General features: G+C 67.2%; 22 protein-coding genes. 17 read left to right on the forward strand and 5 right to left on the reverse strand.

Annotated features, from left to right (window positions below; all coding sequences use genetic code 11):
- Window positions 1–161 precede the first annotated feature (161 nt).
- From FHX72_RS00640 to holA, 3 genes are read left to right on the forward strand one after another with little or no spacing between them, the layout of a single operon-like run.
- Window positions 162–836 carry a ComEA family DNA-binding protein gene (locus FHX72_RS00640; protein ID WP_338109984.1) on the forward strand — a complete coding sequence of 225 codons (675 nt, stop codon included), beginning with the start codon at window positions 162–164 and terminating at the stop codon, window positions 834–836.
- Entirely contained in the window at window positions 833–3,406 is a 2,574-nt protein-coding gene (locus FHX72_RS00645) for a ComEC/Rec2 family competence protein (protein ID WP_183622433.1), read from the forward strand. Before FHX72_RS00640 ends, FHX72_RS00645 begins: the two co-directional genes overlap by 4 nt.
- A complete protein-coding gene (holA, locus tag FHX72_RS00650) occupies window positions 3,316–4,329 on the forward strand; it encodes a DNA polymerase III subunit delta (protein WP_082805587.1) in 1,014 nt (337 codons plus the stop codon). Before FHX72_RS00645 ends, holA begins: the two co-directional genes overlap by 91 nt.
- Before the next feature lie 133 nt (window positions 4,330–4,462).
- On the opposite strand, the gene FHX72_RS00655 is transcribed toward holA, so the two are convergent.
- From FHX72_RS00655 to FHX72_RS00665, 3 genes are all read right to left on the reverse strand, one after another.
- Window positions 4,463–5,053 (reverse strand): DUF1697 domain-containing protein, encoded by a 591-nt coding sequence (locus FHX72_RS00655; protein ID WP_082805588.1) that lies wholly within the window; start codon window positions 5,051–5,053, stop codon window positions 4,463–4,465.
- Window positions 5,054–5,063: 10 nt separating this feature from the next.
- The gene (gene rpsT, locus FHX72_RS00660; protein WP_068493103.1) at window positions 5,064–5,324 is read right to left on the reverse strand and encodes a 30S ribosomal protein S20; all 261 of its coding nucleotides are present in this window, start codon (window positions 5,322–5,324) and stop codon (window positions 5,064–5,066) included.
- 142 nt (window positions 5,325–5,466) lie between these two features.
- Window positions 5,467–7,068 carry an ABC-F family ATP-binding cassette domain-containing protein gene (locus FHX72_RS00665; protein ID WP_068493105.1) on the reverse strand — a complete coding sequence of 534 codons (1,602 nt, stop codon included), beginning with the start codon at window positions 7,066–7,068 and terminating at the stop codon, window positions 5,467–5,469.
- Window positions 7,069–7,177: 109 nt separating this feature from the next.
- On the opposite strand from FHX72_RS00665, the gene lepA reads away from it, so the two are divergent.
- From lepA to FHX72_RS00715, 10 genes are all read left to right on the forward strand, one after another.
- Window positions 7,178–9,022, forward strand: coding sequence for a translation elongation factor 4 (gene lepA, locus FHX72_RS00670; protein ID WP_104286130.1), 1,845 nt, complete (start codon window positions 7,178–7,180; stop codon window positions 9,020–9,022).
- 46 nt (window positions 9,023–9,068) lie between these two features.
- Entirely contained in the window at window positions 9,069–10,043 is a 975-nt protein-coding gene (gene dapA / locus FHX72_RS00675; protein ID WP_068481187.1) for a 4-hydroxy-tetrahydrodipicolinate synthase, read from the forward strand.
- Window positions 10,044–10,090: 47 nt separating this feature from the next.
- The gene (locus FHX72_RS00680; protein ID WP_183622436.1) at window positions 10,091–11,764 is read left to right on the forward strand and encodes a ribonuclease J; all 1,674 of its coding nucleotides are present in this window, start codon (window positions 10,091–10,093) and stop codon (window positions 11,762–11,764) included.
- A gap of 85 nt (window positions 11,765–11,849) precedes the next feature.
- On the forward strand, window positions 11,850–14,702 hold the full coding sequence (locus FHX72_RS00685) for an FtsK/SpoIIIE family DNA translocase (protein ID WP_183622438.1): 2,853 nt from the start codon (window positions 11,850–11,852) through the stop codon (window positions 14,700–14,702).
- A gap of 14 nt (window positions 14,703–14,716) precedes the next feature.
- Entirely contained in the window at window positions 14,717–15,349 is a 633-nt protein-coding gene (gene pgsA, locus FHX72_RS00690) for a CDP-diacylglycerol--glycerol-3-phosphate 3-phosphatidyltransferase (protein WP_068481178.1), read from the forward strand.
- Complete coding sequence (locus FHX72_RS00695) at window positions 15,346–15,885, forward strand: CinA family protein (RefSeq protein WP_082775395.1); 540 nt, start codon at window positions 15,346–15,348, stop codon at window positions 15,883–15,885. Before pgsA ends, FHX72_RS00695 begins: the two co-directional genes overlap by 4 nt.
- A gap of 170 nt (window positions 15,886–16,055) precedes the next feature.
- Window positions 16,056–16,367: a helix-turn-helix domain-containing protein gene (locus tag FHX72_RS00700; RefSeq protein WP_068493112.1), complete on the forward strand. Its 312-nt coding sequence runs from the start codon at window positions 16,056–16,058 to the stop codon at window positions 16,365–16,367.
- Window positions 16,368–16,461: 94 nt separating this feature from the next.
- A complete protein-coding gene (locus FHX72_RS00705) occupies window positions 16,462–16,692 on the forward strand; it encodes a DUF3046 domain-containing protein (RefSeq protein ID WP_068481405.1) in 231 nt (76 codons plus the stop codon).
- 258 nt (window positions 16,693–16,950) lie between these two features.
- Window positions 16,951–18,030, forward strand: a complete 1,080-nt coding sequence (gene recA, locus FHX72_RS00710; protein ID WP_068481172.1) for a recombinase RecA — start codon at window positions 16,951–16,953, stop codon at window positions 18,028–18,030.
- 185 nt (window positions 18,031–18,215) lie between these two features.
- Window positions 18,216–18,920: a regulatory protein RecX gene (locus FHX72_RS00715; RefSeq protein ID WP_167349094.1), complete on the forward strand. Its 705-nt coding sequence runs from the start codon at window positions 18,216–18,218 to the stop codon at window positions 18,918–18,920.
- Here the strand turns inward: FHX72_RS00715 and FHX72_RS00720 are convergent.
- The gene (locus FHX72_RS00720; protein WP_183622440.1) at window positions 18,882–19,823 is read right to left on the reverse strand and encodes a hypothetical protein; all 942 of its coding nucleotides are present in this window, start codon (window positions 19,821–19,823) and stop codon (window positions 18,882–18,884) included. The two genes, FHX72_RS00715 and FHX72_RS00720, sit on opposite strands and share 39 nt — an antisense overlap.
- A 67-nt stretch (window positions 19,824–19,890) precedes the next feature.
- Between FHX72_RS00720 and miaB the strand changes: the two genes are divergently transcribed.
- The 3 genes from miaB to dapF are packed head-to-tail and all read left to right on the forward strand — an operon-like array spanning window position 19,891 to window position 23,291.
- Entirely contained in the window at window positions 19,891–21,414 is a 1,524-nt protein-coding gene (gene miaB / locus FHX72_RS00725) for a tRNA (N6-isopentenyl adenosine(37)-C2)-methylthiotransferase MiaB (protein ID WP_183622442.1), read from the forward strand.
- Entirely contained in the window at window positions 21,411–22,328 is a 918-nt protein-coding gene (miaA, locus tag FHX72_RS00730) for a tRNA (adenosine(37)-N6)-dimethylallyltransferase MiaA (RefSeq protein ID WP_183623914.1), read from the forward strand. Before miaB ends, miaA begins: the two co-directional genes overlap by 4 nt.
- 51 nt (window positions 22,329–22,379) lie before the next feature.
- A complete protein-coding gene (gene dapF / locus FHX72_RS00735) occupies window positions 22,380–23,291 on the forward strand; it encodes a diaminopimelate epimerase (RefSeq protein ID WP_068481160.1) in 912 nt (303 codons plus the stop codon).
- Here dapF and FHX72_RS00740 read toward each other — a convergent pair.
- Window positions 23,260–23,871 carry a class I SAM-dependent methyltransferase gene (locus FHX72_RS00740; RefSeq protein WP_068481157.1) on the reverse strand — a complete coding sequence of 204 codons (612 nt, stop codon included), beginning with the start codon at window positions 23,869–23,871 and terminating at the stop codon, window positions 23,260–23,262. The two genes, dapF and FHX72_RS00740, sit on opposite strands and share 32 nt — an antisense overlap.
- Before the next feature lie 36 nt (window positions 23,872–23,907).
- Between FHX72_RS00740 and hflX the strand changes: the two genes are divergently transcribed.
- On the forward strand, window positions 23,908–25,431 hold the full coding sequence (gene hflX, locus FHX72_RS00745; RefSeq protein ID WP_183622444.1) for a GTPase HflX: 1,524 nt from the start codon (window positions 23,908–23,910) through the stop codon (window positions 25,429–25,431).
- Window positions 25,432–25,470: the final 39 nt, after the last annotated feature.

The following is a 25,470-nucleotide window of genomic DNA, read 5'->3' on the forward strand; positions in this document are numbered from 1 at the left end:
ACGCCAGATTTCGGTTTTCGGGTGTCAGTTTTCGGGCGTTGGGTGTTGGTTGTTGGCTGTTGAGGGCCCACTCTGTTGTCACCGGCCTCGCGTGAGAGTCGCTCTCCACAGGAGGCGACTTCGCGGGCCAGCGGATGCGCGTGCCGTCGTAGCGTCCGAGGGTGTCCGAATCCGAGCTGGCCGACCTCTTCGAACGTCCGCCCCGACCGCGCGTGCGGATCGGGGTCGGGGCCGCCGTCGTGCTGGTGCTCGCGGTGCTCGCGACCGCGATTGCGATCGCGGCCTTCCGTCCGACGCCGAGCCTCGGTGCCATCGGAGAGGGTTCCCCGACGGCGGGCATCGAGCTCGACTCGAGGCAAGCGCCCGCAGAGGGAGCGGCCACGAGCAGCGCGACGCTGCTTGTCCACGTTGTCGGGGCGGTTGCAAACCCTGGTGTCTACGAGGTTTCCCCTGGTGCACGCGTGGTTGACGGCATCGCCGCGGCTGGGGGCCTCGCGGCTGACGCCGACCCCTCGCTCCTCAACATGGCCCGCACACTGGTCGACGGCGAGCAGCTGCGGGTCCCACGCGTCGGCGAGCTTCCGACCGCGCCCGTCGCGACGGGAGGCGCCCCGCCGGGCGCCGGGGGAGCATCCGCGGCGGGCGGGCTCGTGAACCTCAACACGGCGACTGCGGTTGAGCTCGAAGAACTGCCGCGCATTGGGCCCGCGATGTCCTCGCGCATCATCGACTACCGAGAGCAGAACGGCGGGTTCAGCTCTGTCGAGGACCTCAAGGAGGTCGCGGGGGTGGGGGACGCGACGTACGAGGGCCTCGTCGACCTGGTCACAGTGTGAGCGGGGGCAGCGCTCGTGATGCGGTCGCCGGGCGTGGCACCGAGCTCCTGCCGCCCCGAGCGGCCGAGCGCCTTGGGATGAGCGATGCTCGCCTCGTCCCTGCCGCGTGTGGCGCCTGGGGCGTCGCCTGGCTGTGCGTGACCTACCCCGAGTCTGCCTGGGGGTTCGCGGTCGCAGGGTCGGTGCTTGCCCTTGCCCTGCTCGCTGGCGCCATCGTCGCCCGCCAACGGCCCGCGACCCGAGTGGGCGGTGTGCTGGCAACCCTCGCCGTCCTCTGCGCGGCAGGGGGCCTCGTGGCCGTCACCGCGGGTGCGCAGCTCCCGGTCAGGGCACCAGCGGCGCTCCTCGCGGCGTCGGCTGAGGGCGCTTCGGTGCGAGCGACCGGCACGCTGACTACCCTCGTGGGGGAGAGTGCCGTCGCGGAAGTGGGGGACGACGAAGGCCGTGGGTGGTCTGGGGCGCAGCTCGAAGAGCCGCCGCACTTCGAGGTGCGCCTCGACGCGTTCGAGATCGAAGGTGTGCCAGGAGGTGGCGGCGCGTCGTTGCTGGTCTTCGGCCACCTGAGTCCGACGGCCGAAGCGGGCGGGGCCATCCCTGGGATCGGCTCCCGGGTTGTCCTCGCGGGCGAACTCGGCCCGGCCGAGTCCGGGGACAGCGTTGCTGCCATGCTCTTCCTCGAGGAGCCGGCGCAGGTTGTCGGGGCCCCGGGCGGCCTCCTCGGCGTCACGGCTGGGGCTCGGGACGCCTTCGTGGAAGCAGCGAAAGAGCTGCCGGGGCCCGGCGCGCAGCTGCTGCCCGGCCTCGCGGTCGGCGACACTCGGCTCGTGACGCCAGAGCTCGACAAGCAGATGAAGACCTCAGCGCTCACGCACCTCACCGCCGTCTCCGGGGCGAACTGCGCCGTCGTGGTCGCGGCGGTGCTTGTGATCGGGCGCCTGCTCGGTGCGCGGCGCGGGGTTCGCCTCGCGCTCGCCTCTGTGCTGCTCGCGGCCTTCGTGGCGCTGGTGACTCCGGAGGGGAGCGTGATCAGAGCGAGCATCATGGCTGCGGTCGTGCTGGCGCTCGAGGCCACGTCCCGACGAGCGAGTGGGCTGGCTCTCCTCTCGCTCGCGGTGCTTGTGGTGCTGGTCGGCGACCCCTGGCGCAGTCGCGACTACGGCTTCGCCCTGTCGGTGCTCGCGACGCTCGGCCTCCTCACGCTCGCGAACCCCATCGGCGATCGCCTCGCGCGCTTCATGCCGCGACCGGTCGCGTTGTTCCTCGCGGTGCCGGCCGCGGCGCAGCTCGCTTGCCAGCCTGTGCTCCTGCTCCTTGCACCGGAGTTGCCCCTCTACGGGATTGTCGCGAACGTCCTTGCGGCACCAGCCGCGCCCGTCGCGACGCTGGTCGGCCTCGTCGGCTGCCTGCTCCTCGGAGCCGCGCCGTGGCTCGGGCACGCACTCCTGTGGCTGGCTTGGCTCCCTGCGCAGTGGATCGGGCTCGTCGCGGCGTCCGTCAGCGATTGGCCCGGGGCTCTGCTGCCGTGGGTGGGAGGCCTCCTGGGCGCAGTCCTCTGCCTCATCGCGGTCGTAGCGCTTGTCGTGCTGATTCGACGCTGGAGGACGTGGCTCGCGGTACTGCTCTGCGTCGCGCTGGTCGCCTACCTCGGCACCCTCGTCGGTCAAGCCGTGTACCTCAGGCGGAGCATCCCGAACGACTGGCGATACGCGGCGTGCGATATCGGGCAAGGGGACGCGCTGCTCGTTCGCACAAGCGCGGGCGCAGCTCTCATCGACACGGGTGCGGAGCCGGAGGCTCTGCTTGCCTGCCTCGACACGCTCGGCGTCGACCACCTCACGCTTCTTGCGCTCTCGCACTTCGACTTGGACCACACCGGGGCGGCGATGGCGATGGTGGAGTCCGGCGTTGGCGTCGCGGCCCTTGTCGTGCCGGATACGAGCGAAGCCCGAGGGGAACCCCTGGTGGACGATCTTCGCGCCACCGGGGCGCAGGTGCACTTCGCCGCGAGCGGAGACTCCTGGACGCTCGGCGACCTCAGCTGGAGTGCCCTGTGGCCGAAGCGTGGCCCCGCGGGGGAGCCGGCAAGCATCGGCGGCAATGATGGGAGCCTCGTGACAATTCTCGAGCCTGCCGTGTCGTGTGTGTCAGCGTGCTTGTCGCTTGCGGCGCTCGGCGACCTCGGGGAGGAAGCCCAACGGGACCTGCTGCGCGAGCATCCGCATCTCCGGGCCGACGTCGTGAAGATGGCGCACCACGGCTCGCGCGACCAGAGCGCGCGGCTGTACCAGGAACTCGGGGCGTCGCTCGGGCTCGTCTCGGTTGGCGCCGATAACGGCTACGGACACCCGACAGACGCGGCCCTCGGGATGCTCGCAGAGGCCGGTACGCGGGCGCTGCGCACCGACGAGCTCGGCACCATCGTGATCGGCGCTGAGGATGGCGGCCAGCCCGACGCCCCAGTCATCGCTAGCATTGCCACATGGCACAGGCGAAACGGGCGAGCACCCCCAAGAGGGCGATCCCCGTCCTCACCCATCGGGAAGTGCGGCCGGCGGGCATCGTGCTCGTGAGCGGTCCGGAGGACTACTTCGCGGAGACTGCGATCACGAGGCTGCGTGACGTACTCCGCGCCGAGTCACCGGACCTCGAGATCACCGAGATCGACGCATCCGGGTACTCGAGCGGCCACCTCACCACACTCGTCAGCCCGTCGCTGTTCTTCGAGCCGAGGCTTGTCATCATCCGCGGCGTGCAGCAGTGCACGGACGCGCTCATCGCCGACGTCGTCGACTACACGAAGATGCCCGTCGAGGGCGCAACGCTCGTCCTCAGGCATGGCGGGGGAGTCCGCGGCAAGAAGTTGCTCGACGCCGTGCGCGCGGCCAAGGACGTCGCCATTGAGATCGACTGCCAGAAACCCAAACCGAGCGAACTCGTCGACGTCGTCGTCGCCGAGGTCCGCAACGCGGGCAGGCGCATCGAACCGCAGGCGGCCGCGCTGCTCGTCGCGGCCTTCAACACCGACCTCGCCGAGCTCATCGGCGCCGCGCGGCAGCTGCTGACCGTCACGAGCGACACCATCACCGATGAGCACGTCGACAAATACTTCGGCGGCCGCGTCGAGACGACGGGCTTCAAGATCGCGGATGCGGCGCTCGCCGGCCGCGTCCGCGACGCCCTCGCTCTCGTGCGGCACGGCTTCTCGACGGGACTCCACCCGGTGCCCATCGTGTCGGCCGTCGCCTCGAAGCTCCGCATCATGGCGAAGGTGCAGGGCCTCAGCGGCTCGGACGCGCAGATCGCGAGCCGAGCAGGTGCCTCGCCCTGGCAGGTCGGGCAGGCCCGCCGCGAGTTGCGCGACTGGGACGACGCGTCGCTCGGCCGCGCCATCACGCTCGTCGCCGAGACCGATCACGCCGTCAAGGGCGCAGGCAAGGACCCGCAGTTTGCCGTCGAGCGCATGCTGCGCTGCATCGCCCTCCGCGACGTCTGACTTCAGCCGCGCGCCCTGGCCAACTTCCGTGATGGAACGGCACCCGCGGGCTATCAGCGTCGCGTGGAGCGCTTCTGATCACGCAAGTTGGCCACCGGGTCACGGGCACGGAGGACGCGGTGACACCGAGAGCCTAGAGCTTCGCGGCGACCCGCAGGACGGTGCCCCAGGTGCGGACCGTCGCCGGTCCGCTCGACTTGTCAGAGCTCTTCGGGCGGCCGAGGCGCTGCAGCACGGGCGACTGGATCTGCCCGTTCGGGCAGGAGACGTAGATTTCGCGACCGTGCACGGCCCAGCGATCCTCCTCGAGGTCGACGCCGTCGAGTGCGGCAACCACGCGTTCCTCCGGCGGCTCGGCGCAGAACACGACGACGTAGCGGCTCGAGTGCGGGTCGAGCTCCCGGAACGGGTCCAGCTCGACAACCGCCCGCCACTCGTCGGCGTCACGCACGAGGGTGGGGACGTCGAGGTCGAAGGCTGCTGCCATCTCTGCTCGGAGCTCCGTCTCGAGCTCGGCGTTCGTGACCTGGGCCGGCGCGTCGAACAGCACGTTGCCCGTCTGCAGCACCGTCGCGAGATTCGTGTGCCCTGCGGCCTCGAGCGCGACCTTGAGGTCGGCCATCGGCAACTTGCGATGCTGCCCGAGGTTGATGCTCTGCAGGAGCGCGATACGACGAATCGACCCCCGCACCTCGGGAGAGGACGCGGGGGTCGATGTCGGCATGACGGGAGGCTTAGAGCGCTGCGACCGTCTTGGCGATAGCCGACTTGCGGTTCGCTGCCTGGTTCTTGTGGATGACGCCCTTGGAGACGGCCTTGTCGAGCTTCTTGGCAGCGAAGGTGAGCGCGAGCTCAGCCTGCTCCTTGTTGCCCTCGGAGACAGCCGAACGAACGCGACGGATAGCCGTGCGGAGTTCGCTCTTGTAGGCGCGGTTGCGCTCGGTCGCCTTGCGGTTGGTGCCGATGCGCTTGATCTGCGACTTGATATTTGCCACGTTGCTTCTTTCTTACAGGAAGGTGTACTGGAACGGTGCCGCACGGAAGAGGGCCGTGCCGCCAATCCGCGCCGAGTGGGCGACGCGTAAGCCAAACAGAAACTCTACCAGGCTTCAGGCGAGGTCGGTACCCGGCAGCGTTTTATACCGAATCCGCGATGGTGATCTCGAGCTCGGCAGGCGCATCCACGTTCGTGCCGAAGACGACGGTACCGGTGGCGACCTTCTCGATGAAGAACCGGTCGTGGCTGACGACGATCACGGCGCCGGGGAAGTGCACAAGCGCGCGCTCCATAACCTGCGTGCTCGGCAGGTCGAGGTGGTTCGTCGGCTCGTCGAGCACGAGTACGGATGCGCCAGACAGCAGGCACTGGGCCATCGCTACCCTGGCCCGCTGGCCGCCTGAGAGGGTCCCGATGCGGGACTTCAGTTCAGCCTCGCTGAAGCGGAACATGCTGAGGAAGCGGGCGACGGACTTCTTCGTGGCTCGGAGCGCGATGCTGTCCGGCATGGCGTTCACCGAATGCGAGACGGTGTCCGACTCGTCGAGCTCGGCGAGCACCTGGTTGTAGGACACGACCTTGACGCCGTTCGGCCAGTCGACGCGGCCGATGTCGGCTTTCTCCTCGCCCGTCAGGACCCGCAGGAGCGTCGACTTGCCGCTGCCGTTCGGGCCGATGACGGCGATGCGGTCGCCGCGGTGCACCTCGAAGGTGACGTCGTCGAACAGCGTGCGCTCGCCGTAGCTCTTGCCGAGGCCCGAGACGCGAGCGAGCACGTCCTTCACGTGCAGCGAGCCGTAGATCTCGGTGACGATCTCGTCGACGGGACGAGGCGCCCGCTTTTTCTTGATGCTCGAGAGTCGCTTGCCGAGCCCGTTGCCGCCCGCCTTCGCTGCCTCGCGGCGGTCGGAGATGCCTTCAGCCTCGAATGCGAGCAGCTCGGCCTCGTGCACGAACTGCGCCTGCAGCGTCTTGAGCCTGAACTGCTTCTGGATCACGTACTCGCCGAAGTCGCCCGGGTACTCGTGCAGGTGCAGATTCTCGACCTCGAGGATGCGCGTGACAACAGCATCCAGGAACGTGCGGTCGTGCGAGACGATGATCGCGGCGCCGCGGAACGAGCGGAACCAGGTCTCGAGCCATTCGACGCCGGCTACGTCGAGGAAGTTCGTGGGCTCGTCGAGGAGGAGCACGTCTGGCTGCTCGAGGAGGAGCTTGGCGAGGGCCGCGCGGTTGCGCCAGCCGCCGGAGAGCTTCTCGATGGGGCTCGTCCTGTGGGCGTCGTTGAAGCCGAGCTTCGTGAGTGCGGTGTCGATGTGGCGCTTGTAGTCCCAGCCGTCCGCGCGGTCCATCTCCTCGAAGAGCTCGGACTGGCGAAGGATGAGGCGGTCGAGCGTGCCGGCGTCCGGTTCGGCGGCGATGGCGGCGTCGATCTCGGCGAGCTCCGCCTCCATCTCGTGGACGTGCGAGAACAGCGTCTCGAGCGTCTCCAGGATCGTGGCCGATCCGTCGAGTTCGGAGAACTGCGAGAAGTAGCCGATGCGCACACCGTCGTCGATCGACACGGTTCCGGTGTCGGGCGACACCTGCTCGAGGATGAGCTTCAGCAGCGTGGACTTGCCCGAGCCGTTCTGTCCGATGAGCCCGACCCGGTCGCCCCGGTCGAGCGTGAGGAAGACCTCCTTGAGTACGGGGGAGGGGCCGAAGCCGACCTCGACGTCGTTGAGGCGGATGAGACTCATGCAGTTGTGCCTTCCTGGGCCGTTCTCCGGCGGTGCGTGTGGTGGCTGCGCTCTCGGGCACCGAGCGATGAACGCTCAGCTCGCGGCTCATGGGAGAATAGGCGACACCATGTCACCACGCGCCTCCACTCCGCTCGAGCCGGCTCAGACCGACCCCGCCCGGATCCGCAATTTCTGCATCATCGCTCACATCGACCACGGCAAGTCCACCCTGGCCGACCGGATGCTGCAGCTCACGGGCTCCGTCGACGAGCGCGCCATGCGTGCACAGTACCTCGACCGCATGGACATCGAGCGCGAGCGCGGCATCACGATCAAGAGCCAGGCCGTCCGCATGCCGTGGGCCGTCGAGGGCGACACGTACGCGCTCAACATGATCGACACGCCCGGCCACGTCGACTTCTCCTACGAGGTCTCGCGTTCGCTCGCCGCCTGCGAGGGCGCCATCCTGCTGGTGGACGCGGCTCAGGGCATCGAAGCCCAGACGCTCGCGAACCTGTACCTCGCGATGGAGAACGACCTCGAGATCATCCCGGTCCTCAACAAGATCGACCTGCCCGCGGCTGACCCCGACCGCTTCGCCGCCGAGATCGCGAACCTCATCGGTGGCGACCCCGACGATGTACTCCGGGTCAGCGGCAAGACGGGCATGGGGGTCGAGGAGCTCCTCGACCGTGTGGTCGAGCGCATCCCTGCCCCGGTCGGGGTCGCGGATGCGCCTGCTCGCGCGATGATCTTCGACTCGGTCTACGACGCCTACCGCGGCGTCGTCACCTACGTCCGCGTCGTCGATGGCGAGCTCAAGGCGCGCGACAAGATCAAGATGATGTCGACCGGCTCGACCCACGAGATGCTCGAGATCGGTGTCTCGTCGCCGGAGCCGACCGTGGCCAAGGGCCTTGGCGTCGGCGAGGTCGGCTACCTCATCACGGGAGTGAAGGACGTGCGCCTCTCGAAGGTGGGCGACACCGTCACGGGCAGCACCCGCCCATCCGAGGACCCGCTGCCTGGCTACACCGAGCCGAAGCCCATGGTCTTCTCGGGCCTCTACCCGATCGATGCCGGCGACTACCCGGAGCTGCGTGAGGCGCTCGACAAGCTCAAGCTCTCCGACGCCGCCCTGAACTACGAGCCAGAGACGTCCGTTGCCCTCGGCTTCGGCTTCCGGGTCGGCTTCCTCGGCCTCCTGCACCTCGAGATCGTCACCGAGCGCCTCATGCGCGAGTTCGACCTCGACCTCATCACGACCGCGCCGTCGGTCGTCTACGAGGTGAAGACGGAGGACAAGCAGCTGCACACGGTCACGAACCCGAGCGAGTACCCGGAGGGCAAGATCCTCGAGGTACGCGAGCCGATGATGCGCGCTGCGATCCTCGCGCCGAAGGACTATGTCGGCAAGATCATGGAGCTCTGCGAGAGCAAGCGCGGGACGCTCATCAGCATGGACTACCTGAGCGAGGAGCGCGTCGAACTCCGCTACTCGATGCCGCTCGGCGAGATCGTGTTCGACTTCTTCGACCAGCTCAAGAGCCGGACGCAGGGGTACGCGTCCCTCGACTACGAGCCGATGGGCGACCAGGTCGCCGATCTCGTGAAGGTCGACATCCTCCTGCAGGGCGAGCGCGTCGACGCCTTCAGCGCCGTCATCCACAAGGACAAGGCGTACGCGTACGGTCTGCTCATGACCGAGCGTCTTCGCAAGCTCATCCCGCGCCAGCAGTTCGAGGTGCCGATCCAGGCAGCGATCGGTGCGCGCATCATCGCCCGCGAGACCATCCGTGCCATCCGCAAGGACGTGCTCGCGAAGTGCTACGGCGGCGACATCTCGCGCAAGCGCAAGCTCCTCGAGAAGCAGAAGGCCGGCAAGAAGCGAATGAAGATGGTCGGTCGCGTGGAAGTGCCGCAGGAAGCGTTTATCGCCGCGCTGAGCGGCGATGTAGAGAAGAAAAAGTAGCAAGCAGAAGCAGTCTTTACCTAGTGGAAGTAGCCTGAGAGACGTGATGGAACAGGACAACCCTTTCGGCCAGGTGCTGGTCGCGCTCGTAACCCCGATGACGCACGACGGAGAAGTCGACTGGGCGGGCGTCGAGAAGCACATCGACGACGTCATCTCGGCGGGTGCTGACGGCATCGTCGTCACCGGCACGACCGGTGAGACGTCAACCCTCACCGACGCCGAGAAGCTCAAGCTCGTCGTGGTCGGCAAGGAGGTCTCGGCAGGGCGCGCCAAGATCATCACCGGCGGCCCGTCGAACGAGACGGCGCATGCCATCCAGCTCGCGAAGCAGTCGGCGGATGCAGGTGCGGACGGCGTCATGGCCGTCACCCCGTACTACAACAAGCCGACGCAGGCCGGTGTGCTCACGCACTTCCGCATGATCGCCGACGCGACCGATCTGCCGCTCATCCTCTACGACATCCCTGGCCGCACCGGCATCCCGATCACGTACGAGACGATCCTGCGCCTCGCGAAGCACCCGAACATCATCGCCGTGAAGGACGCCAAGGGCGACCTCGCGCAGGTGTCGCGTGTGCTCAACCAGACCGAGCTGCTCTACTTCTCGGGCGATGACGCCAACACGCTGCCGCTCCTCTCGATCGGCGCAACCGGCCTCATCGGCGTGACTGCGAACATCGCGTCGCAGCCGTACCGCATGATGGTCGACGCGGTCAACGCGGGCGACCTCCGCACGGCGACGGATGCGCATAAGCGCCTCGAGCCGCTCGTTCGGGCGACCATGACCCACGTGCCAGGCACCGTGGCGACCAAGTACATCCTGCACGGCCTCGGCCGCATCCAGTCCCCACGTGTCCGGCTCCCGCTTGTCGGACCGGAGGAGTGGGAAGCCGCCCTCATCGAGGACGAGCTCGACCTGGTTCGCGACGTCGAAGGCGCGAGCTTCACGAACTTCCGGCCTGACCGCAACGCGGCCGCGGGTGGTGCGCTCCCGCGCATCCCAGGCACAACCCGCTGACTCGACCCTCACCTCACCAGCGGCAACGCTGAATCCCTAAGGCACATATGACAAAGTCCGAACACCTTCCCAAGCTCGCTGCAGGCTCCATGCGGATCATCCCGCTCGGTGGCCTCGGCGAGGTCGGCCGCAACATGGCCACCTTCGAGATCGACGGCAAGATCCTCATCGTCGACTGCGGTGTGCTCTTCCCCGAAGAGACCCAGCCGGGCGTCGACCTCATCCTCCCCGACTTCGACTCGATCCGCGCTCGTCTGGACGACGTCGTCGGCATCGTGCTGACCCACGGCCACGAGGACCACATCGGAGCAGTGCCGTACATCCTCCGACTCAAGCCGGACATCCCGCTCATCGGCTCCACGCTGACCCTCGCGCTCGTCGAGGCGAAGCTCAAGGAGCACCGCATCAAGCCGTACACGCTCACGGTGGCGGAAGGACAGGTCGAGGAACTCGGCCCGTTCTCGCTCGAGTTCGTGGCCGTCAACCACTCGATCCCGGATGCGCTCGCCGTCCACATCACGACGGACGCCGGCACCGTGCTCCACACGGGTGACTTCAAGATGGACCAGCTGCCGCTCGACGGCCGCCTCACCGACCTCCGCGCGTTCGCGCGCCTCGGCGAGGAGGGCATCGACCTCTTCATGGCCGACTCGACCAACGCTGAGGTTCCCGGCTTCACGCCGACGGAGCGCAACATTGGCCCGGTCATCGAGGACGTCATCTCCCGGACCAAGGGCAAGGTCGTCGTGGCGAGCTTCTCGAGCCACGTGCACCGTGTGCAGCAGGTCATCGACGCGGCAGCGGCCAACGGTCGTCGCGTCGCGCTCATGGGGCGCTCGATGGTGCGCAACATGGGCATCGCATCCGAGCTCGGCTACCTCAACGTGCCGCAGGGTGTGCTCATCGACCACAAGAAGGCGCTGAAGCTCCCGGACGACCAGATCGTCTTCATGTCGACGGGCTCGCAGGGCGAGCCGATGGCAGTCCTCAGCCGCATCGCGTCGAAGACGCACGCCATCGAGGTGGGGGAGGACGACACCGTCATCCTCGCCTCGAGCCTCATCCCGGGCAACGAGAACTCGGTGTTCCGCGTCATCAACGCGCTCATCAAGCTCGGGGCGAACGTCGTGCACAAGGCCAACGCCAACGTCCACGTCTCGGGTCACGCCGCCGCGGGCGAGCTGCTCTACTGCTACAACATCCTGCAGCCACGACAGGTCATGCCCGTCCACGGTGAGATCCGCCACCTCGTCGCCAACGCCGAGATCGCGAAGAAGTCGGGCATCGCCGACGAGAACGTGCTTGTCGTCGAGAACGGTGCCGTCATCGACATGAAGGATGGCATCGCACGCCAGGTCGCGCAGCTCGACATCGGCTTCATCTACGTCGACGGCTCGACTGTCGGCACGATCACCGATGCTGACCTCAAGGACCGCCGGATCCTCGCGGAAGAGGGATTCATCTCCATCTTCACCGTGGTCGAGGCTGCGACGGGCAACATCCTCGTCGGCCCAGAGATCCACGCGCGTGGGTTCGCACCGGATGAGGCCGTCTTCGATGACATCATCCCTGGCATCCAGAAGGCGCTCAAGGAAGCTGTCGAGGCGGGCAACTCGAACTCCTACCAGCTCTCGCAGGTCGTGCGACGCACGATCGGCCGCTGGGTCAACACGAAGCACCGTCGTCACCCGATGATCATCCCGGTGGTCATCGAAGCCTGACACTCGACCTCGAGGGCCGTCGATCTCGGCGGCTCTCGGGGCGTCATCCTCGATCCTGTCGGTGGCCGCAGGTACCTTGGGCACCATGGCCACAACTCCGTCCAACACCAAGCGAACCCCCGCGCCCAAGAAGCGGGCGAGCGCGGCAGCCGCGAAGGCTCCGGCGGAGACCGAGAAGCCCGGCATCGCGACGAGGGCCTGGATGGCCGCGGCGAATGTCGCAGGCCAGACCGCCCGCGCGCTCGGACCGGAGACGCTGGAGAAAGACCAGCGGCGTGACGGATTCCCGTTCCTGCTGTTCCTCCTCGCGGTCATCGGTGGCGTCGTCGTCTGGTTCTTCCCTGGCAACAATGTTGCGATGGGCCTCAACGACTTCACGTTCGGTGGGTTGTTCGGACGCGTCTCCTACGCGCTCCCCGTTGTGCTCGCCTTCTTCGCCTTGTGGCTCTTCAGGCACCCGTCTTCGGTGAGCGACAACGGTCGCATCGGCGTCGGCCTCTTCCTCGGGCTCGTTTCGAGCTCGGCGATCTGCCACGTCATCGCCGGAAATCCAGACCCGGCCAACGGCATGCCTGCTCTTGCACTCGGCGGGGGAGTCTTCGGCTGGCTGCTCGGGGGAACCCTCGGGCTTGTCATCACCCCGATCGGCGCGGCTATCGTCGCCGGGCTGCTCGTGCTGCTCTCCATCTTCATCATCACCAAGACCCCGCCACACAAGGTCGTCTCCCGACTTCGCGAGCTGTGGGCATGGATGTTCGGCATCGACGAGGAGTCCGCCGCCCACGTTCGCTCGGCCAAGCCGAACAAAGCGGCCGGCGGCGACGACGAGAGCCTGCTCGGCGACGACGACCGCGGCCGTGCAGCAGAGTCGGAGCGTCTGCCCTGGTGGCGTCGCAACGAATCCGGGCGCGAAGAGGACGTCGACTACGAAGAACAGCCGTACGACACGGCGGTCACTGACACCAAGAAGCACGAGCACCACCGCATCGACCCGGAAGCGACGACAACCGTGCTGCGGGGACTCACCTCGGAGGACCCGGACAACATCGTCACGGGTCCGCAGCCCACGGCCGTACTCCCGGGACTCCGGATGGACGACGCCACCGACGTCATCGATGTCGCCGAGCCGACGCTGTTCTCCGCCACGGGCATCCAGGACGACTCCTCGCCGACCGATCCCGACGAGTTCGCCGATCTCTTCGGCGCTTCGGCCGCTCCGGCGTCGGCGCCCGTTGCGGCGCCTTCTGCTGACGTTTCTCCTGCAGCGGCCGAAGACGAGGGCGAGCAGTGGGACTCCCGCGACGCGGACGCATCAGGACAGGGCTACAGCCTCCCCGTCCAGACGATGCTCTCGCGCGGTGCGCCTGCACTGGCCCGCACCGAGGCGAACGACCTCATCGTCGAGGCGCTCAACTCCACCTTCGCCCAGTTCAAGGTGGATGCGAAGGTCACCGGGTTCTCGCGGGGTCCGACGGTCACCCGCTACGAGGTCGAGGTCGCGCCGGGCGTCAAGGTCGAGCGGGTCACCCAGCTCTCGAACAACATCGCGTACGCGGTCAAGAGCAACCAGGTGCGCATCCTCTCGCCGATTCCAGGCAAGAGCGCGATCGGGGTCGAGATCCCCAACTCCGACCGAGAGGTGGTGTCGCTCGGCGACGTGCTGCAGTCGCCAGAGTCGATCGCTGCCCGCCACCCCATGACGATCGGCGTCGGCAAGGACGTCGAGGGCGGGTTCGTGCTCGCCAACCTCGCGAAGATGCCCCACCTCCTGGTCGCCGGTGCCACCGGAGCCGGTAAGTCGAGCTTCGTGAACTCGATGATCGTCTCCCTCCTCATGCGGGCGACGCCCGCGGAGGTTCGCATGGTGCTCGTCGACCCGAAGCGAGTCGAGCTCACCCCGTATAGCGGCGTCCCGCACCTCATCACACCCATCATCACGAACCCCAAGAAGGCAGCCGAGGCGCTGCAGTGGGTCGTGAAGGAGATGGAGATGCGCTACGACGACCTGGAGAGCTTCGGCTACCGCCACGTCGACGACTTCAATGCGGCGATCCGCTCCGGCGGCATCATCCTGCCTGAGGGGTCGAAGCGGAAGCTCAAGCCATACCCGTACCTGCTGGTTGTGGTTGATGAGCTCGCAGAGCTCATGATGGTCGCGCCGCGCGACGTCGAAGACTCGATCGTGCGGATCACGCAGCTCGCGCGCGCCGCCGGAATCCACCTCGTGCTCGCGACCCAGCGCCCGAGCGTCGACGTCGTCACGGGCCTCATCAAGGCCAACGTGCCGAGCCGTCTCGCGTTCGCCGTAACGAGCTCCACCGACTCACGCGTCATTCTCGACCAGGTCGGTGCTGAGTCGCTCATCGGCCAGGGAGACGCGCTCTTCCTGCCTTCGGGAGCGAACAAGGCCGCCCGCGTGCAGGGCGCCTGGGTCAATGACAAGGAGATCACGGAGATCGTGGCCCACGTCAAGCGCCAGGCGCAGCCCGAGTACCGGGCCGACGTCGCGCAGGTCGTGGAGAAGAAAGAGATCGACGCCGACATCGGCGACGACCTCGAGCTTCTGCTCGCCGCGGCTGAACTCGTCGTGAACTCTCAGTTCGGCTCGACCTCCATGCTGCAGCGCAAGCTGCGCGTCGGCTTCGCCAAAGCAGGGCGCCTCATGGACCTCATGGAGTCGCGCGAGATCGTCGGGCCCTCCGAGGGATCCAAGGCTCGCGACGTGCTGGTCACGGCCGAGGAGCTTCCCGGCGTGCTCGCGCGCATCCGCGGTCAGGACCCGGCTGCGAGCGCCCAGGCGCCAAGCGCGGCTCCGGTTGCAGAGCACGACGGTATGGCCGCGTCCTTCGACGCCGTCGCCGCCCAATACGATGGCCTGGAAGAAGTCGAAGGCGAGAGCGGCGACGAAGACGCCTGGGGTCTGACAGGGCGCGACTAGCGAGAGGCAACACGATGACCGGTCGAATACTCCGCGGTGGCGACGGGCCGGTGAGCAACTGGTGCGTGCCGAACCTCATCACGATCGCGCGCATACTGCTCGTGCCAGTGTTTGTCTGGTTCCTCTTGCTCGATGGCAACAGCGACGGCCCGTGGCGGTGGGCGGCGGCTGTGCTGTTCATCGTGGCCATCGCGACAGATAGCCTCGACGGGCACATCGCGCGCAGTCGGAACCTGATCACCGACCTCGGCAAGCTGCTCGACCCGATCGCCGACAAGGCCCTCACTGGGACGGCCCTTGTCATGCTCTCGGTGCTCGGCGAGCTCCCATGGTGGGTCACAATCATCATCCTCGTGCGCGAGCTCGGCATCACCTTCTGGCGCCTCGCAGTGGCCAAGAAGCGTGTCCTCCCCGCTGGGCGAGGCGGCAAGCTCAAGACGCTCGTTCAGGCCATCGCGATCTCGCTGGCCCTCCTGCCACTCTGGGTCGTCTTCGGGGACTGGGTGCACTGGCTCAACATCGTCCTGATGTCCGCGGCCTTCATCCTCACCGTGTGGTCGGGAATCGACTACCTGTGGGAGGCTTACCGCCCACAGAAGAAGCAGGCGCCCGGGCTTCGGGCCGACGACGGGAGCACCCAGCGATGACCGGCGGAATCACCCCAGCACTCCCACAGACCGTCGAGCTGGGGCGTGTGCTCCTGGAAGCTGGCCTGAGTATCGGCGTCGCGGAGTCGCTCACCGGCGGAGCTCTCGTCGCCGAGTTCGTCAAGATCCCGGGCATCTCCGCGTCCCTCGCTGGCGGAATCGTCGCGTACCGGACTGAGCTCAAGCACACCTTGCTCGGCGTTGACGAAGACCTCCTCGCCGAGCGAGGCCCCGTCGACCCAGACGTCGCCGCGGCCATGGCGCTCGGAATCAGGACCGCCCTCTCGTCCGAGCGCGGTGAGCGCCTCGATATCGGACTCTCGACCACGGGTGTGGCCGGGCCGCAGGCGCAGGCGGGACGAGCGCCTGGTCTCGTGTTCGTCGGCATCTCCTCGCTCTTCGGCGACAAGGTCATCGAGCTCGACTTCTCATCGTTGGTGCGGCTCGATGACCCCGCTGGGAGTCGCCAGCGTGTGCGAGGGGCGACCGTTGAGGCGGCCGTTCACAATGTGCTGGAAATGCTCGCGGAACACTGACCCGGTATCGTGAACCGAGCCGCTTCGAAGGTTGAGTCGAATCGCCTCAACATTCGGCTTTCTTTCAGGAATACCATCGATGTTTGCTTGGTTGTTCTCAGCGTGACGAAGTCTCCACGAAGTCTCGTAAGTTACAGTTCTTGGCACACGGCAGTAAGGAGGACCCCGCTATGGTCCTAGCGCGTCAAGAGATCGGTGAAGTCCTGCGCGATGTGCGCCTGCGCAAGGGGCACACGCTCCGGCAGGTCGCGGGTCGCGCCTCGGTTGCACTCGGGTACCTGAGTGAGGTCGAGCGCGGGCAGAAGGAAGCCTCGAGCGAGATCCTCGCTTCGGTGGCCGAAGCCCTCGAGACCCCCCTCTCAACCATCTATCGCGAAGTGGGCGACCGCCTGGCCGTCCATGAACGCTTCGACACGAGCATCCCGGACACGGTTCCGGACGACCTCCTGCTCGGAATGCGCAAGCCGCTCGTCACGCGTTAGCGAGACGGTTTCATACGCTTGCCCTTCGTCTAGAGGAGTGGCCGACGGCGCCGCAGCAGCATCAGCTGCGGCGCCGTCGGCGTACGCTTGGGGGATGCGCAAGAGCGAATTCGACAGGGCCGTGGTCGATGAATTCGGTGACGCCTACGGGCGCTCGCTGATGCGAGATCTCGTGCTCGGCGCGATCGGCGACCGTACGGCGCAGCAGGCGCTTGATGACGGCGTTGAGCCACGCGAGATCTGGGTCGCGCTCTGCGTGGATACGGGTGTTCCCGAGTCGAGGCGACACGGCGTCGGCACGATCGACCCTCGCACTCGAGGCTGAGTTCGGGCGTCGCGGACTCGTATCTTCGTCCGACACGCCTGACGAATGTTCGAAGTCGTGTTCTAAGCGCGTAGGGTGTCCACGTCGGACTCCTCGGAGACTTGTCCACAGGTGAAGAGGCTCGATCATCGAATGTCGGTGGTCGCCTCTACCGTGAATGTCGAGTAGCCAAGGAAGCCGATCCGCCTTGTCGTCAGCGCTCTCCATCAGCGCGCGACAGCCGAGAGGCGACCGCCACGTTCCGAGAGGACCATCACCATGCCAAACCCAGCAGACCGCGAAAAAGCACTTGACGCCGCACTCGCCCAGATCGACCGCCAGTTCGGCAAGGGGTCGGTCATGCGCCTCGGAAGCGACGAGCGCGCCCCAGTCGAGACGATTCCAACCGGGTCCGTCGCGCTCGACGTGGCTCTTGGCATTGGCGGACTCCCGCGCGGTCGCATCGTCGAGATCTACGGCCCTGAGTCGTCGGGTAAGACGACGCTGACGCTCCACGCCATCGCGAACGCGCAGCGTGCCGGCGGTATCGCTGCCTTCATCGACGCTGAGCACGCGCTCGACCCGGAGTACGCGAAGAAGCTCGGTGTCGACATCGACGCACTCCTCGTTGCCCAGCCCGACACGGGTGAGCAGGCGCTGGAGATCACGGACATGCTGATCCGATCTGGCTCCGTCGACCTGGTTGTCATCGACTCCGTCGCGGCACTCGTGCCCAAGGCCGAGATCGAGGGCGAGATGGGCGACAGCCACGTCGGTCTCCAGGCGCGCCTCATGTCCCAGGCACTCCGTAAGCTCACCGGTGGCCTCAGCCAGACGAAGACCACCGCGATCTTCATCAACCAGCTTCGCGAGAAGATCGGCGTCTTCTTCGGCAGCCCCGAGACGACCGCTGGTGGAAAGGCACTGAAGTTCTACGCTTCGGTCCGCCTTGACATTCGCCGCATCGAGACGCTCAAGGACGGCACGGAAGCCGTCGGCAACCGCACACGCGTCAAGGTGGTCAAGAACAAGATGGCCCCGCCCTTCAAGCAGGCCGAGTTTGACATCCTCTACGGCGTTGGCATCTCCCGCGAGGGCTCGCTCATCGACTTCGGAGTTGAGCACGGGCTCGTGCGCAAGTCGGGCGCTTGGTACACCTACGAGGGTGACCAGCTCGGGCAGGGCAAGGAGAACGCGCGTAACTTCCTCATCCAGCACCCTGAGATCGCCGAGGAAATCGAGCGGAAGATCCTCGCCAAGCTCGGTGTGGGCCAGCCTGCCGAGGCCGCGCCGGAGTCCGTTGAGGCACCCGTTTCGCCCGTAGCCGAGGCGAAGGTCGCTCAGCGGCGCGGCGCATGACCGAGGAGCTCGCTCCGGTGACGCCCCTGTTCGGCGCGTCACCCGCGGGGCGTCCTCGATCAGTGGGCGCTCACGCTGGGCCTGACGCTAGCGCTGGCGCAGCTGCTGGCGAAACGGCGACGAGCACTGAGCTTCCGGAATCGGTCGCTCCGGGTGCGGAGCGGCCGGAAGCCCGGTGCCGCGCGGTGAGCGGCAGCCCAAGACTCGTATCCATCCCCGGCGGGCAAGGCGAGACACAGGCTTTCACGGCCGTCGTGCCCGCTGGGATGGACGCGGAATCGCGAGAGCGACTCGTCAGCGAAGCGCAGGAGACGCTGGTCCGTGCGCTTGCTCGCAGCGACCGGTCGACGGAAGAGGCACGTCGCCTGCTCCGCGACTGGCGAGGCGAGGACCCCAAGGGGGCGCAGGCCCCCGAGGACGGCACGGACGAAGCCGCCGAGTACGAGGAGTCCCTCCGGCTCGACGACGACGAGATCGAGCAAGTCATCGACCGGTGCACCGAGCTCGGCTACCTCGACGACCTCCGCCTCGCCGAGCTCGTCGTGCACAAGTCACGAGACAAGAAGCGGTCGGGGATTCAGGGAGTCGAGCGGGCGCTCCGTGACCGCCACATCTCGGCCGAGGCGATGCAGGAAGTGCTTGCTGAGGTTGACCGAGACGACGAGCTCGAGCGGGCCAAGGAGCTCGCCGTCGAGCGCGCGCGGCGTGTCAAGGGCGTGGAGCCGGACGCCGCGATCCGGCGGATCGCCGGGTTCCTCTCGAGGCGTGGTTATTCCTCCGGGGTCGCCTTCACGGCAGCACGCGAAGCGGTCAACGGCAGTTCGAGGCCGAGCAGTCGGCCATCGAGCGGGTCAACCGGCGTGTTTTTCGGCGCCACTCCCGTCGAGTAGGGCCAGCGCAACGCGCTGCCCCTCGACATCGCGAGTCACTTCGAGTCGGACCAGCGCCTCCTCGAGGGCTCGCCGCGCCGCAGTAGGAGCACCGGCGCGGTCGTGCGCCTCGGCGAGCACGAAGCCGACGCGACCTGCAGCACGCAGGTCGCGTTCTGCTTCGAGCGCAGAGATGGCGGCCATAGCCAGCGCCGCCGCGGCTGTGGGGTGGCCGTCCCTGAGCGCGGCGCGGGCCCGACGAACGCCGACAATCGCGGCCTCCTGCTCACGCTCAGCAACGGGAGCCAGATGCAGGGCCGCAATCTGCAGATTCGCGTCGAAGCCGGCGAACAGCGCGGCACCCGATGGGAATGCGCTCGACGCGAGCGTAAGCAGCGACTCGGACCGGCCTGCGAACGGAACGGCGACCACGGCCTGACCGCTTGCAGCGGATGTCGGGGCCACCACTTCCTCGACCCACCGATCCCACGCGAAGTCGCTCTGCCGGTACTGGTCACGCAAGCCAGCGTCGCAGACGATCAGCACCCCGTGGCGCGGTTCCACGACCGGTACTTCGCCCTGAAGCTCGCTGGGCAGCGAATGCCAGTACGACTCGTCCCTTGGCGCATCGCGCCACCGCTCCGGCTCGTCGTTCGTGGAGATCGTCAGAGCCTCGAGTCGGGACGCGCCAGAGTCATCCGAGACCAACGTCGTCGTCGCAGCCAACAGGCCGCCGCCGACCCTCAACACGAGGCCGTCTACGCCGTTCTCGCCACCGGCCGGGCCCACATAGAGTGCGCCGCTCGGCGCGGAGATCGACGCCACGCGTGCCCCGTGCGCCTCGACGCGGCCGCCATCGGTCTGCAGCAGACCTCGCTGAAGAGCAAGAGAAGTCGCCGGCGTGACGCCGTCATCAGTGGTCATGGCTCGCATCCCGCCAGCGTAGCGGTGGGAGTGCCCCCTCGTGAAGCGAACGTAGAATTGGCGGATCATGAGCGAGACAGCCACACCCATCGCGTCCTCTCCAGCGGCACTGAAGCCAGACGGGTCACCACGAACCTACGAGGTGCGCACACTCGGCTGTCAGATGAACGTCCATGACTCCGAGCGCATGTCAGGCTCGCTCCGCGCCGCCGGCTACGTCGCGGCAGACGGCGGTGAACCCGACATCGTTGTCATCAACACCTGCGCCGTGCGCGAGAACGCCGACAACCGGCTGTACGGCAATCTGGGTCAGCTCGCCGCGATCAAGCGCGAGCACGAAGGCATGCAGATCGCTGTCGGAGGGTGCCTCGCCCAGAAGGACCGGGGCACCATCCTGGAGAAGGCACCCTGGGTTGACGTGGTCTTCGGCACCCACAACATGGGAGCCCTCCCCAGCCTGCTCGAACGCGCGCGCCACAACGACGAAGCACAGCTCGAGATTCTGGAATCACTCGACGTCTTCCCCTCGACGCTGCCGACGAAGCGAGACTCGACCTATTCCGGGTGGGTGTCGATCTCGGTGGGGTGCAACAACACCTGCACGTTCTGCATCGTGCCGTCACTCCGAGGCAAGGAGAAGGACCGCAGGCCAGGAGACGTGCTCGGTGAGATCCGTGCGCTCGTCGACGACGGAGCCATCGAGGTCACGCTTCTCGGGCAGAACGTCAACTCCTACGGCGTCGAGTTCGGAGACCGGCAGGCGTTCAGCAAGCTGCTGCGCGCGGCCGGTGCCATAGAGGGCCTCGAACGCGTGCGCTTCACGAGCCCGCACCCGGCCGCCTTCACGCAAGACGTCATCGACGCCATGGCAGAGACGCCCAACGTCATGCCGCAGCTGCACATGCCCCTGCAGTCGGGCTCAGACCGCATCCTCAAAGCCATGAGGCGCTCCTACCGCAGCACGAAGTTCCTCGGCATCCTCGACAGCGTCAGGGAGCAGATGCCGCAGGCGGCCATCACGACGGACATCATCGTCGGCTTCCCGGGGGAGACAGAAGAGGACTTCGCGGAGACCATGCGCGTTGTCGAGGCCTCCCGGTTCGCGAGCGCGTTCACGTTCCAATACTCGATTCGGCCGGGGACGCCTGCCGCGACGATGCCGGACCAGGTGCCGAAGGCCGTTGTTCAGGAGCGCTACGAACGGCTCATGAAGCTGCAGGACCGGATCAGCCGCGAAGAGAACGAGAAGCTTGTCGGCTCGGTACAGCGAATTCTGGTGAGCGCAGCTGAAGGCAAGAAGGACGACGCGACGCACCGGATGTCGGGACGATCCGAGGACAACAGGCTCGTGCACTTCTCGGTGCCAGACGGGGCAGATCGTCCGCGCCCCGGCGACGTGGTCACCGCGGCGATCACTGCAGCGGCCTCGTTCCATCTCGTGGCCGACGCCCAGTCGCCGCACCTCGATATCCGTCGGACTCGGGCAGGGGATGCCTGGGACCGCTCCCTCGCGGAGAGTTGCGCGGTGCCAGCACCAGGGGGCGCCCCTGCTCGCGTATCCCTTGGCCTCCCGACGCTCCGGCGGGGCTGAGGGTGTTCATCGCCATCGGGGGAGCGACGGGAACGGGGAAGTCTCAGCTCTCGCTTGACGTCGCATCCCGGCTTCGAACATCAGGGCGTGGGGCGCAGATCATCAATGCTGACGCCATGCAGCTGTACAGGGGGATGGACGTCGGCACGGCGAAACTCGCTGAGGACGAACGCGAGGAAGTGCCGCACCACCTCCTCGATGTCCTCGATGTCGACGAGGATGCGAGTGTCGCCTGGTACCAGGATCAGGCGAGGGGTCTCATCGAGACGATCGAGGCCGAAGGTGATATCCCCATCCTCGTGGGAGGCTCCGGCCTCTACATCGCGGCCGTCTGCTTCGACCTGAGGTTTCCTGGCACCGACCCGGCCGTGCGCGCGCGGCTCGAGGCCGAGCTTGAGGGGGACGGCCCTGGTCAGCTCTTCGCTCGGCTACGCGAACTCGATCCGACCGCGGCCGCCACTATCGACCCGCGCAACGGCCGGCGACTGGTCCGTGCGCTCGAGGTCATCGAAGTCACGGGGGAGCCGTTCAGCGCCCAGCTCCCCGACCAGGAGGCGACCTGGCGAGACGTGACGTTTGCGGTCGTTGAAGAGCATCGTGAGGTGCTCACGCCTCGACTCGACGCCAGAGTTGAGCGGATGTGGGAGGCGGGTCTCCTCGAGGAGACCGAAGCGCTGGCCGAGATCGGGCTGGAACGTGGGACCACGGCCAAGCGCGCCATCGGCTACCAGCAGGCGCTCGCCGAGCTCCGGGGAGAGTTGAGCCGTGCCGAGGCGATTGCGGAGGCGCAGCTCCTGACGCGGAAGTACGCGAGGCGCCAGGTTTCCTGGTTCCGCCGCTACGAGCGCGCGGTTCGCGCCCACAGTGGCGAGGGGTTCGCGGCCCAGCGAATCCTCCAAGCGGCCGGACTCTGATCTGCCATCGCCTGCGTACGGACGCATCGAGAGTTCCGTAGCATTGACCCCATGACACAACTCGCGTTCACCAAGGCGCAGGCCACAGGCAACGACTTCGTGCTCGTCTCCGACCCGGACGGCAAGCTCGAGCTCGGGCCGCAGCGCGTCGCGCGTTTGTGTGATCGCAACTTCGGTGTCGGCGGCGACGGGCTCATCCGCGCCGTCCGCTCTGCGCACCTTGCAGAAGGCCGCGAGCTGCAGGCAGCGCACCCCAAGGCGGAGTGGTTCATGGACTACCGCAACGGCGACGGTTCGATCGCCGAGATGTGCGGCAACGGCGTTCGCGCCTTCGCGCGCTTCCTGACGGAGACCGGACTCGCAACCCTTGCAGAGGGCGAGCGCCTCGAAGTCGGAACGCGTGCCGGGCTTCGAGTCGTTGAGCGGGATGGCACCGGGTTCCGAGTGGATATGGGCCCATGGCACCTCGAGGGTGGCGAGCCACTTGTCACGGTCCCGCACATCGGCGTCTCGCGGCCTGGCCTCGGCATCGATGTCGGCAACCCCCACGTCGTCGTCGCGCTCTCGAGTGAAGAGGAACTCGATCGCCTGGAGCTCTTCCACGCACCGCTCATCGAGCCGGCTCCCGAACTCGGCGCGAACGTCGAGTTCGTGGTCCCACACGACCAGCTTGTCCAGGACGGCGTCGGTCACATCCGGATGCGCGTGCATGAGCGAGGTGTCGGAGAGACGCTCTCCTGCGGCACGGGCGCCGTCGCGTCAGCTCTTGCCGTCCGCTACTGGGCAGGTGCGGGCGCACCCGACGCATGGTCGGTGAGGGTGCCGGGTGGCCTCCTCGAGGTCACCGTCGCTCCAGTAGATGGCGTCGAGCACGTCTTCTTGGCTGGGCCCGCCGAGATCGCCTTCACTGGTGTGATCGAGGACGAGCTCGTTACTGAACTCGACGCACCCTCAGCACTCTGAAGCCGGCGTCCGTCGAGTGGCGCTCGATGGAGAGTCCTGGGCCAAACTGTGCCGCGATCCACGCCTGAAGCGAGTCGCCGCCGAGCTTCTTGGCGACGACGAGCCAGGCCTCGCCTCCTGGGTTGAGGCGGGGCAGCCAATCAGTGAGCAGCTGGTGCAGGGCGTCCTTGCCGATCCTGATGGGTGGGTTGGACCAGATGACGTCGAAGGTGGCGCCCTCCGGCACGTCGGCGGGCAGGGCCGGTCGGATGCGATCGAGCCCGAGGCTCTTCGCGTTCTCGCCCGTGAGGAGCAGCGCCCGTTCGTTGACGTCAACGGCCCACACGTCGAGTTCCGGGGATTCGAAGGCCAGGGCCAGCGAGATGGCACCCCAGCCGCAACCGAGGTCGAGCGCGGTTCCGATTTCCGGTGGCTTCGGGGCCGCGTTGAGCAGCGCCTGGGTTCCGCGGTCGAGGTGCTCAGGGCTGAAGGTGCCGCCAGCCGTCACTACAGCCGCCGCACGGCCGCGAAGCTGGATGTGGATGCTTCGCCGCTCAAGCGGGCCGTCGGGGGTTGCTGAGAAGTAATGCTGGGCAGTCACCCCTAGACGCTAGCACCGGCGTAGAATAGTACGAATATGCGAGATTCTGAGACTCCTCCAGGCGAAAGCAACGACGCGATCGACCGAATCCTCCGAGCCGCGAAGGAACCGGGCGCCACGATGACCCTGTTCTCGTCCGGTCGCGCGCAGGCGCTGCAGGACGGCGACAGCACAAGCTACGACGGCGAGGCCGACGGCGACCAGCTCGAGCGCGAGGCGCGGCAGTCGCTGCGTCGCGTCGAGAGCCTGCGCACGGAGCTCGAGGACGTCACCGAGGTCGAGTACCGGAAGGTGCGCCTCGAGCGTGTTGTGCTCGTGGGCGTCTACCGCAGGAACTCCCTCGAGGAGGCGGAGAACTCCATGCAGGAGCTCGCGGCCCTCGCCGAGACGGCGGGCGCGGTTGTGCTCGATGGTGTGCTTCAGCGGCGGCCGAACCCAGACCCGGCCACCTATCTCGGCCGAGGCAAGGTAGCGGAGCTCAAGGAGATCGTCGCGGCCCTCGGGGCGGACACTGTTGTCGCCGACACTGAGCTCGCGCCGAGCCAGCGCCGCGCGCTTGAGGACGAGGTCAAGGTCAAGGTCATCGACCGCACCGCCGTGATCCTCGACATCTTCTCCCAGCACGCGAAGAGCCGCGAGGGCAAGGCCCAGGTCGAGCTGGCGCAGATGGAGTACATGCTCCCGCGCCTTCGCGGCTGGGGTGAGTCGATGTCTCGCCAGGCGGGTGGACAGGTCGGCGGCGGCGCCGGCATGGGTTCGCGAGGCCCCGGTGAGACCAAGATCGAGCTCGACCGCCGGAGGATCCGCACGAAGATGGCCAAGCTGCGCCACCAGATCGCGGACATGAAAGATGCACGCGACGTCAAGCGCGCGACTCGGGAACGCAACCAGGTTCCGGCCGTTGCCATCGTCGGGTACACCAACGCAGGCAAGTCGAGCCTCCTCAACCGCATCACCCACGCGGGCGTCCTCGTTGAGAACGTGCTCTTCGCGACGCTCGACGCGACGGTCCGCAAGGCCTCGACGGAAGACGGACGTCCGTACACGATCGCCGACACTGTCGGCTTCGTGCGCAACTTGCCGCATCAGCTTGTCGAGGCGTTCCGCTCCACGCTCGAAGAGCTGCAGGCGGCCGACGTCATCGTGCACGCCGTGGACGCTTCGCACCCGGACCCGGCCGCCCAGCTGGCGACAGTGCGTGACGTCATCGGTGAGGTCGAGGCGCGAGACGTTCCGGAGATCGTGGTCTTTACGAAGGCCGATCTGGTCGACAGCGACCGCCGCCTGGAGTTGCAGGGCCTCGCCAGCGACGGGCTCTTCGTGTCCGCCCACACCGGCCAGGGCATCGATCTGCTCTTGGCCCGTATCGCCGAGCTGCTTCCGACGCCGGAGGTGACGATCGACGTGCTCGTGCCGTTCGAGCGAGGCGACCTCGTGTCCTACCTACATGAGCGCGGCGCGGTGCTCGAGCTCGACCACGAGGAGACCGGCACACGGCTCAAGGCGCGCGTACACCCCGACCAGCTCGGACTCTTCGAAGCCTTCACCGTCGCGAGCTGACCAAGCGCGGATCGACTGAACCCGCGACACACAAGAGCG

This window comes from Pseudoclavibacter helvolus, assembly GCF_014191305.1.
GTDB classification, from domain to species: Bacteria; Actinomycetota; Actinomycetes; order Actinomycetales; family Microbacteriaceae; genus Pseudoclavibacter; species Pseudoclavibacter helvolus.

Bases quoted from the DNA above. Each gene is read 5' to 3' on its own strand.
- recA (WP_068481172.1), top strand. From the start codon at position 16,951: ATGCCAAACCCAGCAGACCGCGAAAAAGCACTTGACGCCGCACTCGCC.
- FHX72_RS00655 (WP_082805588.1), bottom strand. From the start codon at position 5,053: ATGCCGACATCGACCCCCGCGTCCTCTCCCGAGGTGCGGGGGTCGATT.
- dapF (WP_068481160.1), top strand. From the start codon at position 22,380: ATGACACAACTCGCGTTCACCAAGGCGCAGGCCACAGGCAACGACTTC.
- FHX72_RS00680 (WP_183622436.1), top strand. From the start codon at position 10,091: ATGACAAAGTCCGAACACCTTCCCAAGCTCGCTGCAGGCTCCATGCGG.
- FHX72_RS00700 (WP_068493112.1), top strand. From the start codon at position 16,056: ATGGTCCTAGCGCGTCAAGAGATCGGTGAAGTCCTGCGCGATGTGCGC.
- FHX72_RS00695 (WP_082775395.1), top strand. From the start codon at position 15,346: ATGACCGGCGGAATCACCCCAGCACTCCCACAGACCGTCGAGCTGGGG.
- holA (WP_082805587.1), top strand. From the start codon at position 3,316: ATGGCACAGGCGAAACGGGCGAGCACCCCCAAGAGGGCGATCCCCGTC.
- pgsA (WP_068481178.1), top strand. From the start codon at position 14,717: ATGACCGGTCGAATACTCCGCGGTGGCGACGGGCCGGTGAGCAACTGG.
- lepA (WP_104286130.1), top strand. From the start codon at position 7,178: ATGTCACCACGCGCCTCCACTCCGCTCGAGCCGGCTCAGACCGACCCC.
- hflX (WP_183622444.1), top strand. From the start codon at position 23,908: ATGCGAGATTCTGAGACTCCTCCAGGCGAAAGCAACGACGCGATCGAC.
- dapA (WP_068481187.1), top strand. From the start codon at position 9,069: ATGGAACAGGACAACCCTTTCGGCCAGGTGCTGGTCGCGCTCGTAACC.
- FHX72_RS00685 (WP_183622438.1), top strand. From the start codon at position 11,850: ATGGCCACAACTCCGTCCAACACCAAGCGAACCCCCGCGCCCAAGAAG.
- FHX72_RS00705 (WP_068481405.1), top strand. From the start codon at position 16,462: ATGCGCAAGAGCGAATTCGACAGGGCCGTGGTCGATGAATTCGGTGAC.
- FHX72_RS00665 (WP_068493105.1), bottom strand. From the start codon at position 7,068: ATGAGTCTCATCCGCCTCAACGACGTCGAGGTCGGCTTCGGCCCCTCC.
- FHX72_RS00720 (WP_183622440.1), bottom strand. From the start codon at position 19,823: ATGACCACTGATGACGGCGTCACGCCGGCGACTTCTCTTGCTCTTCAG.
- miaB (WP_183622442.1), top strand. From the start codon at position 19,891: ATGAGCGAGACAGCCACACCCATCGCGTCCTCTCCAGCGGCACTGAAG.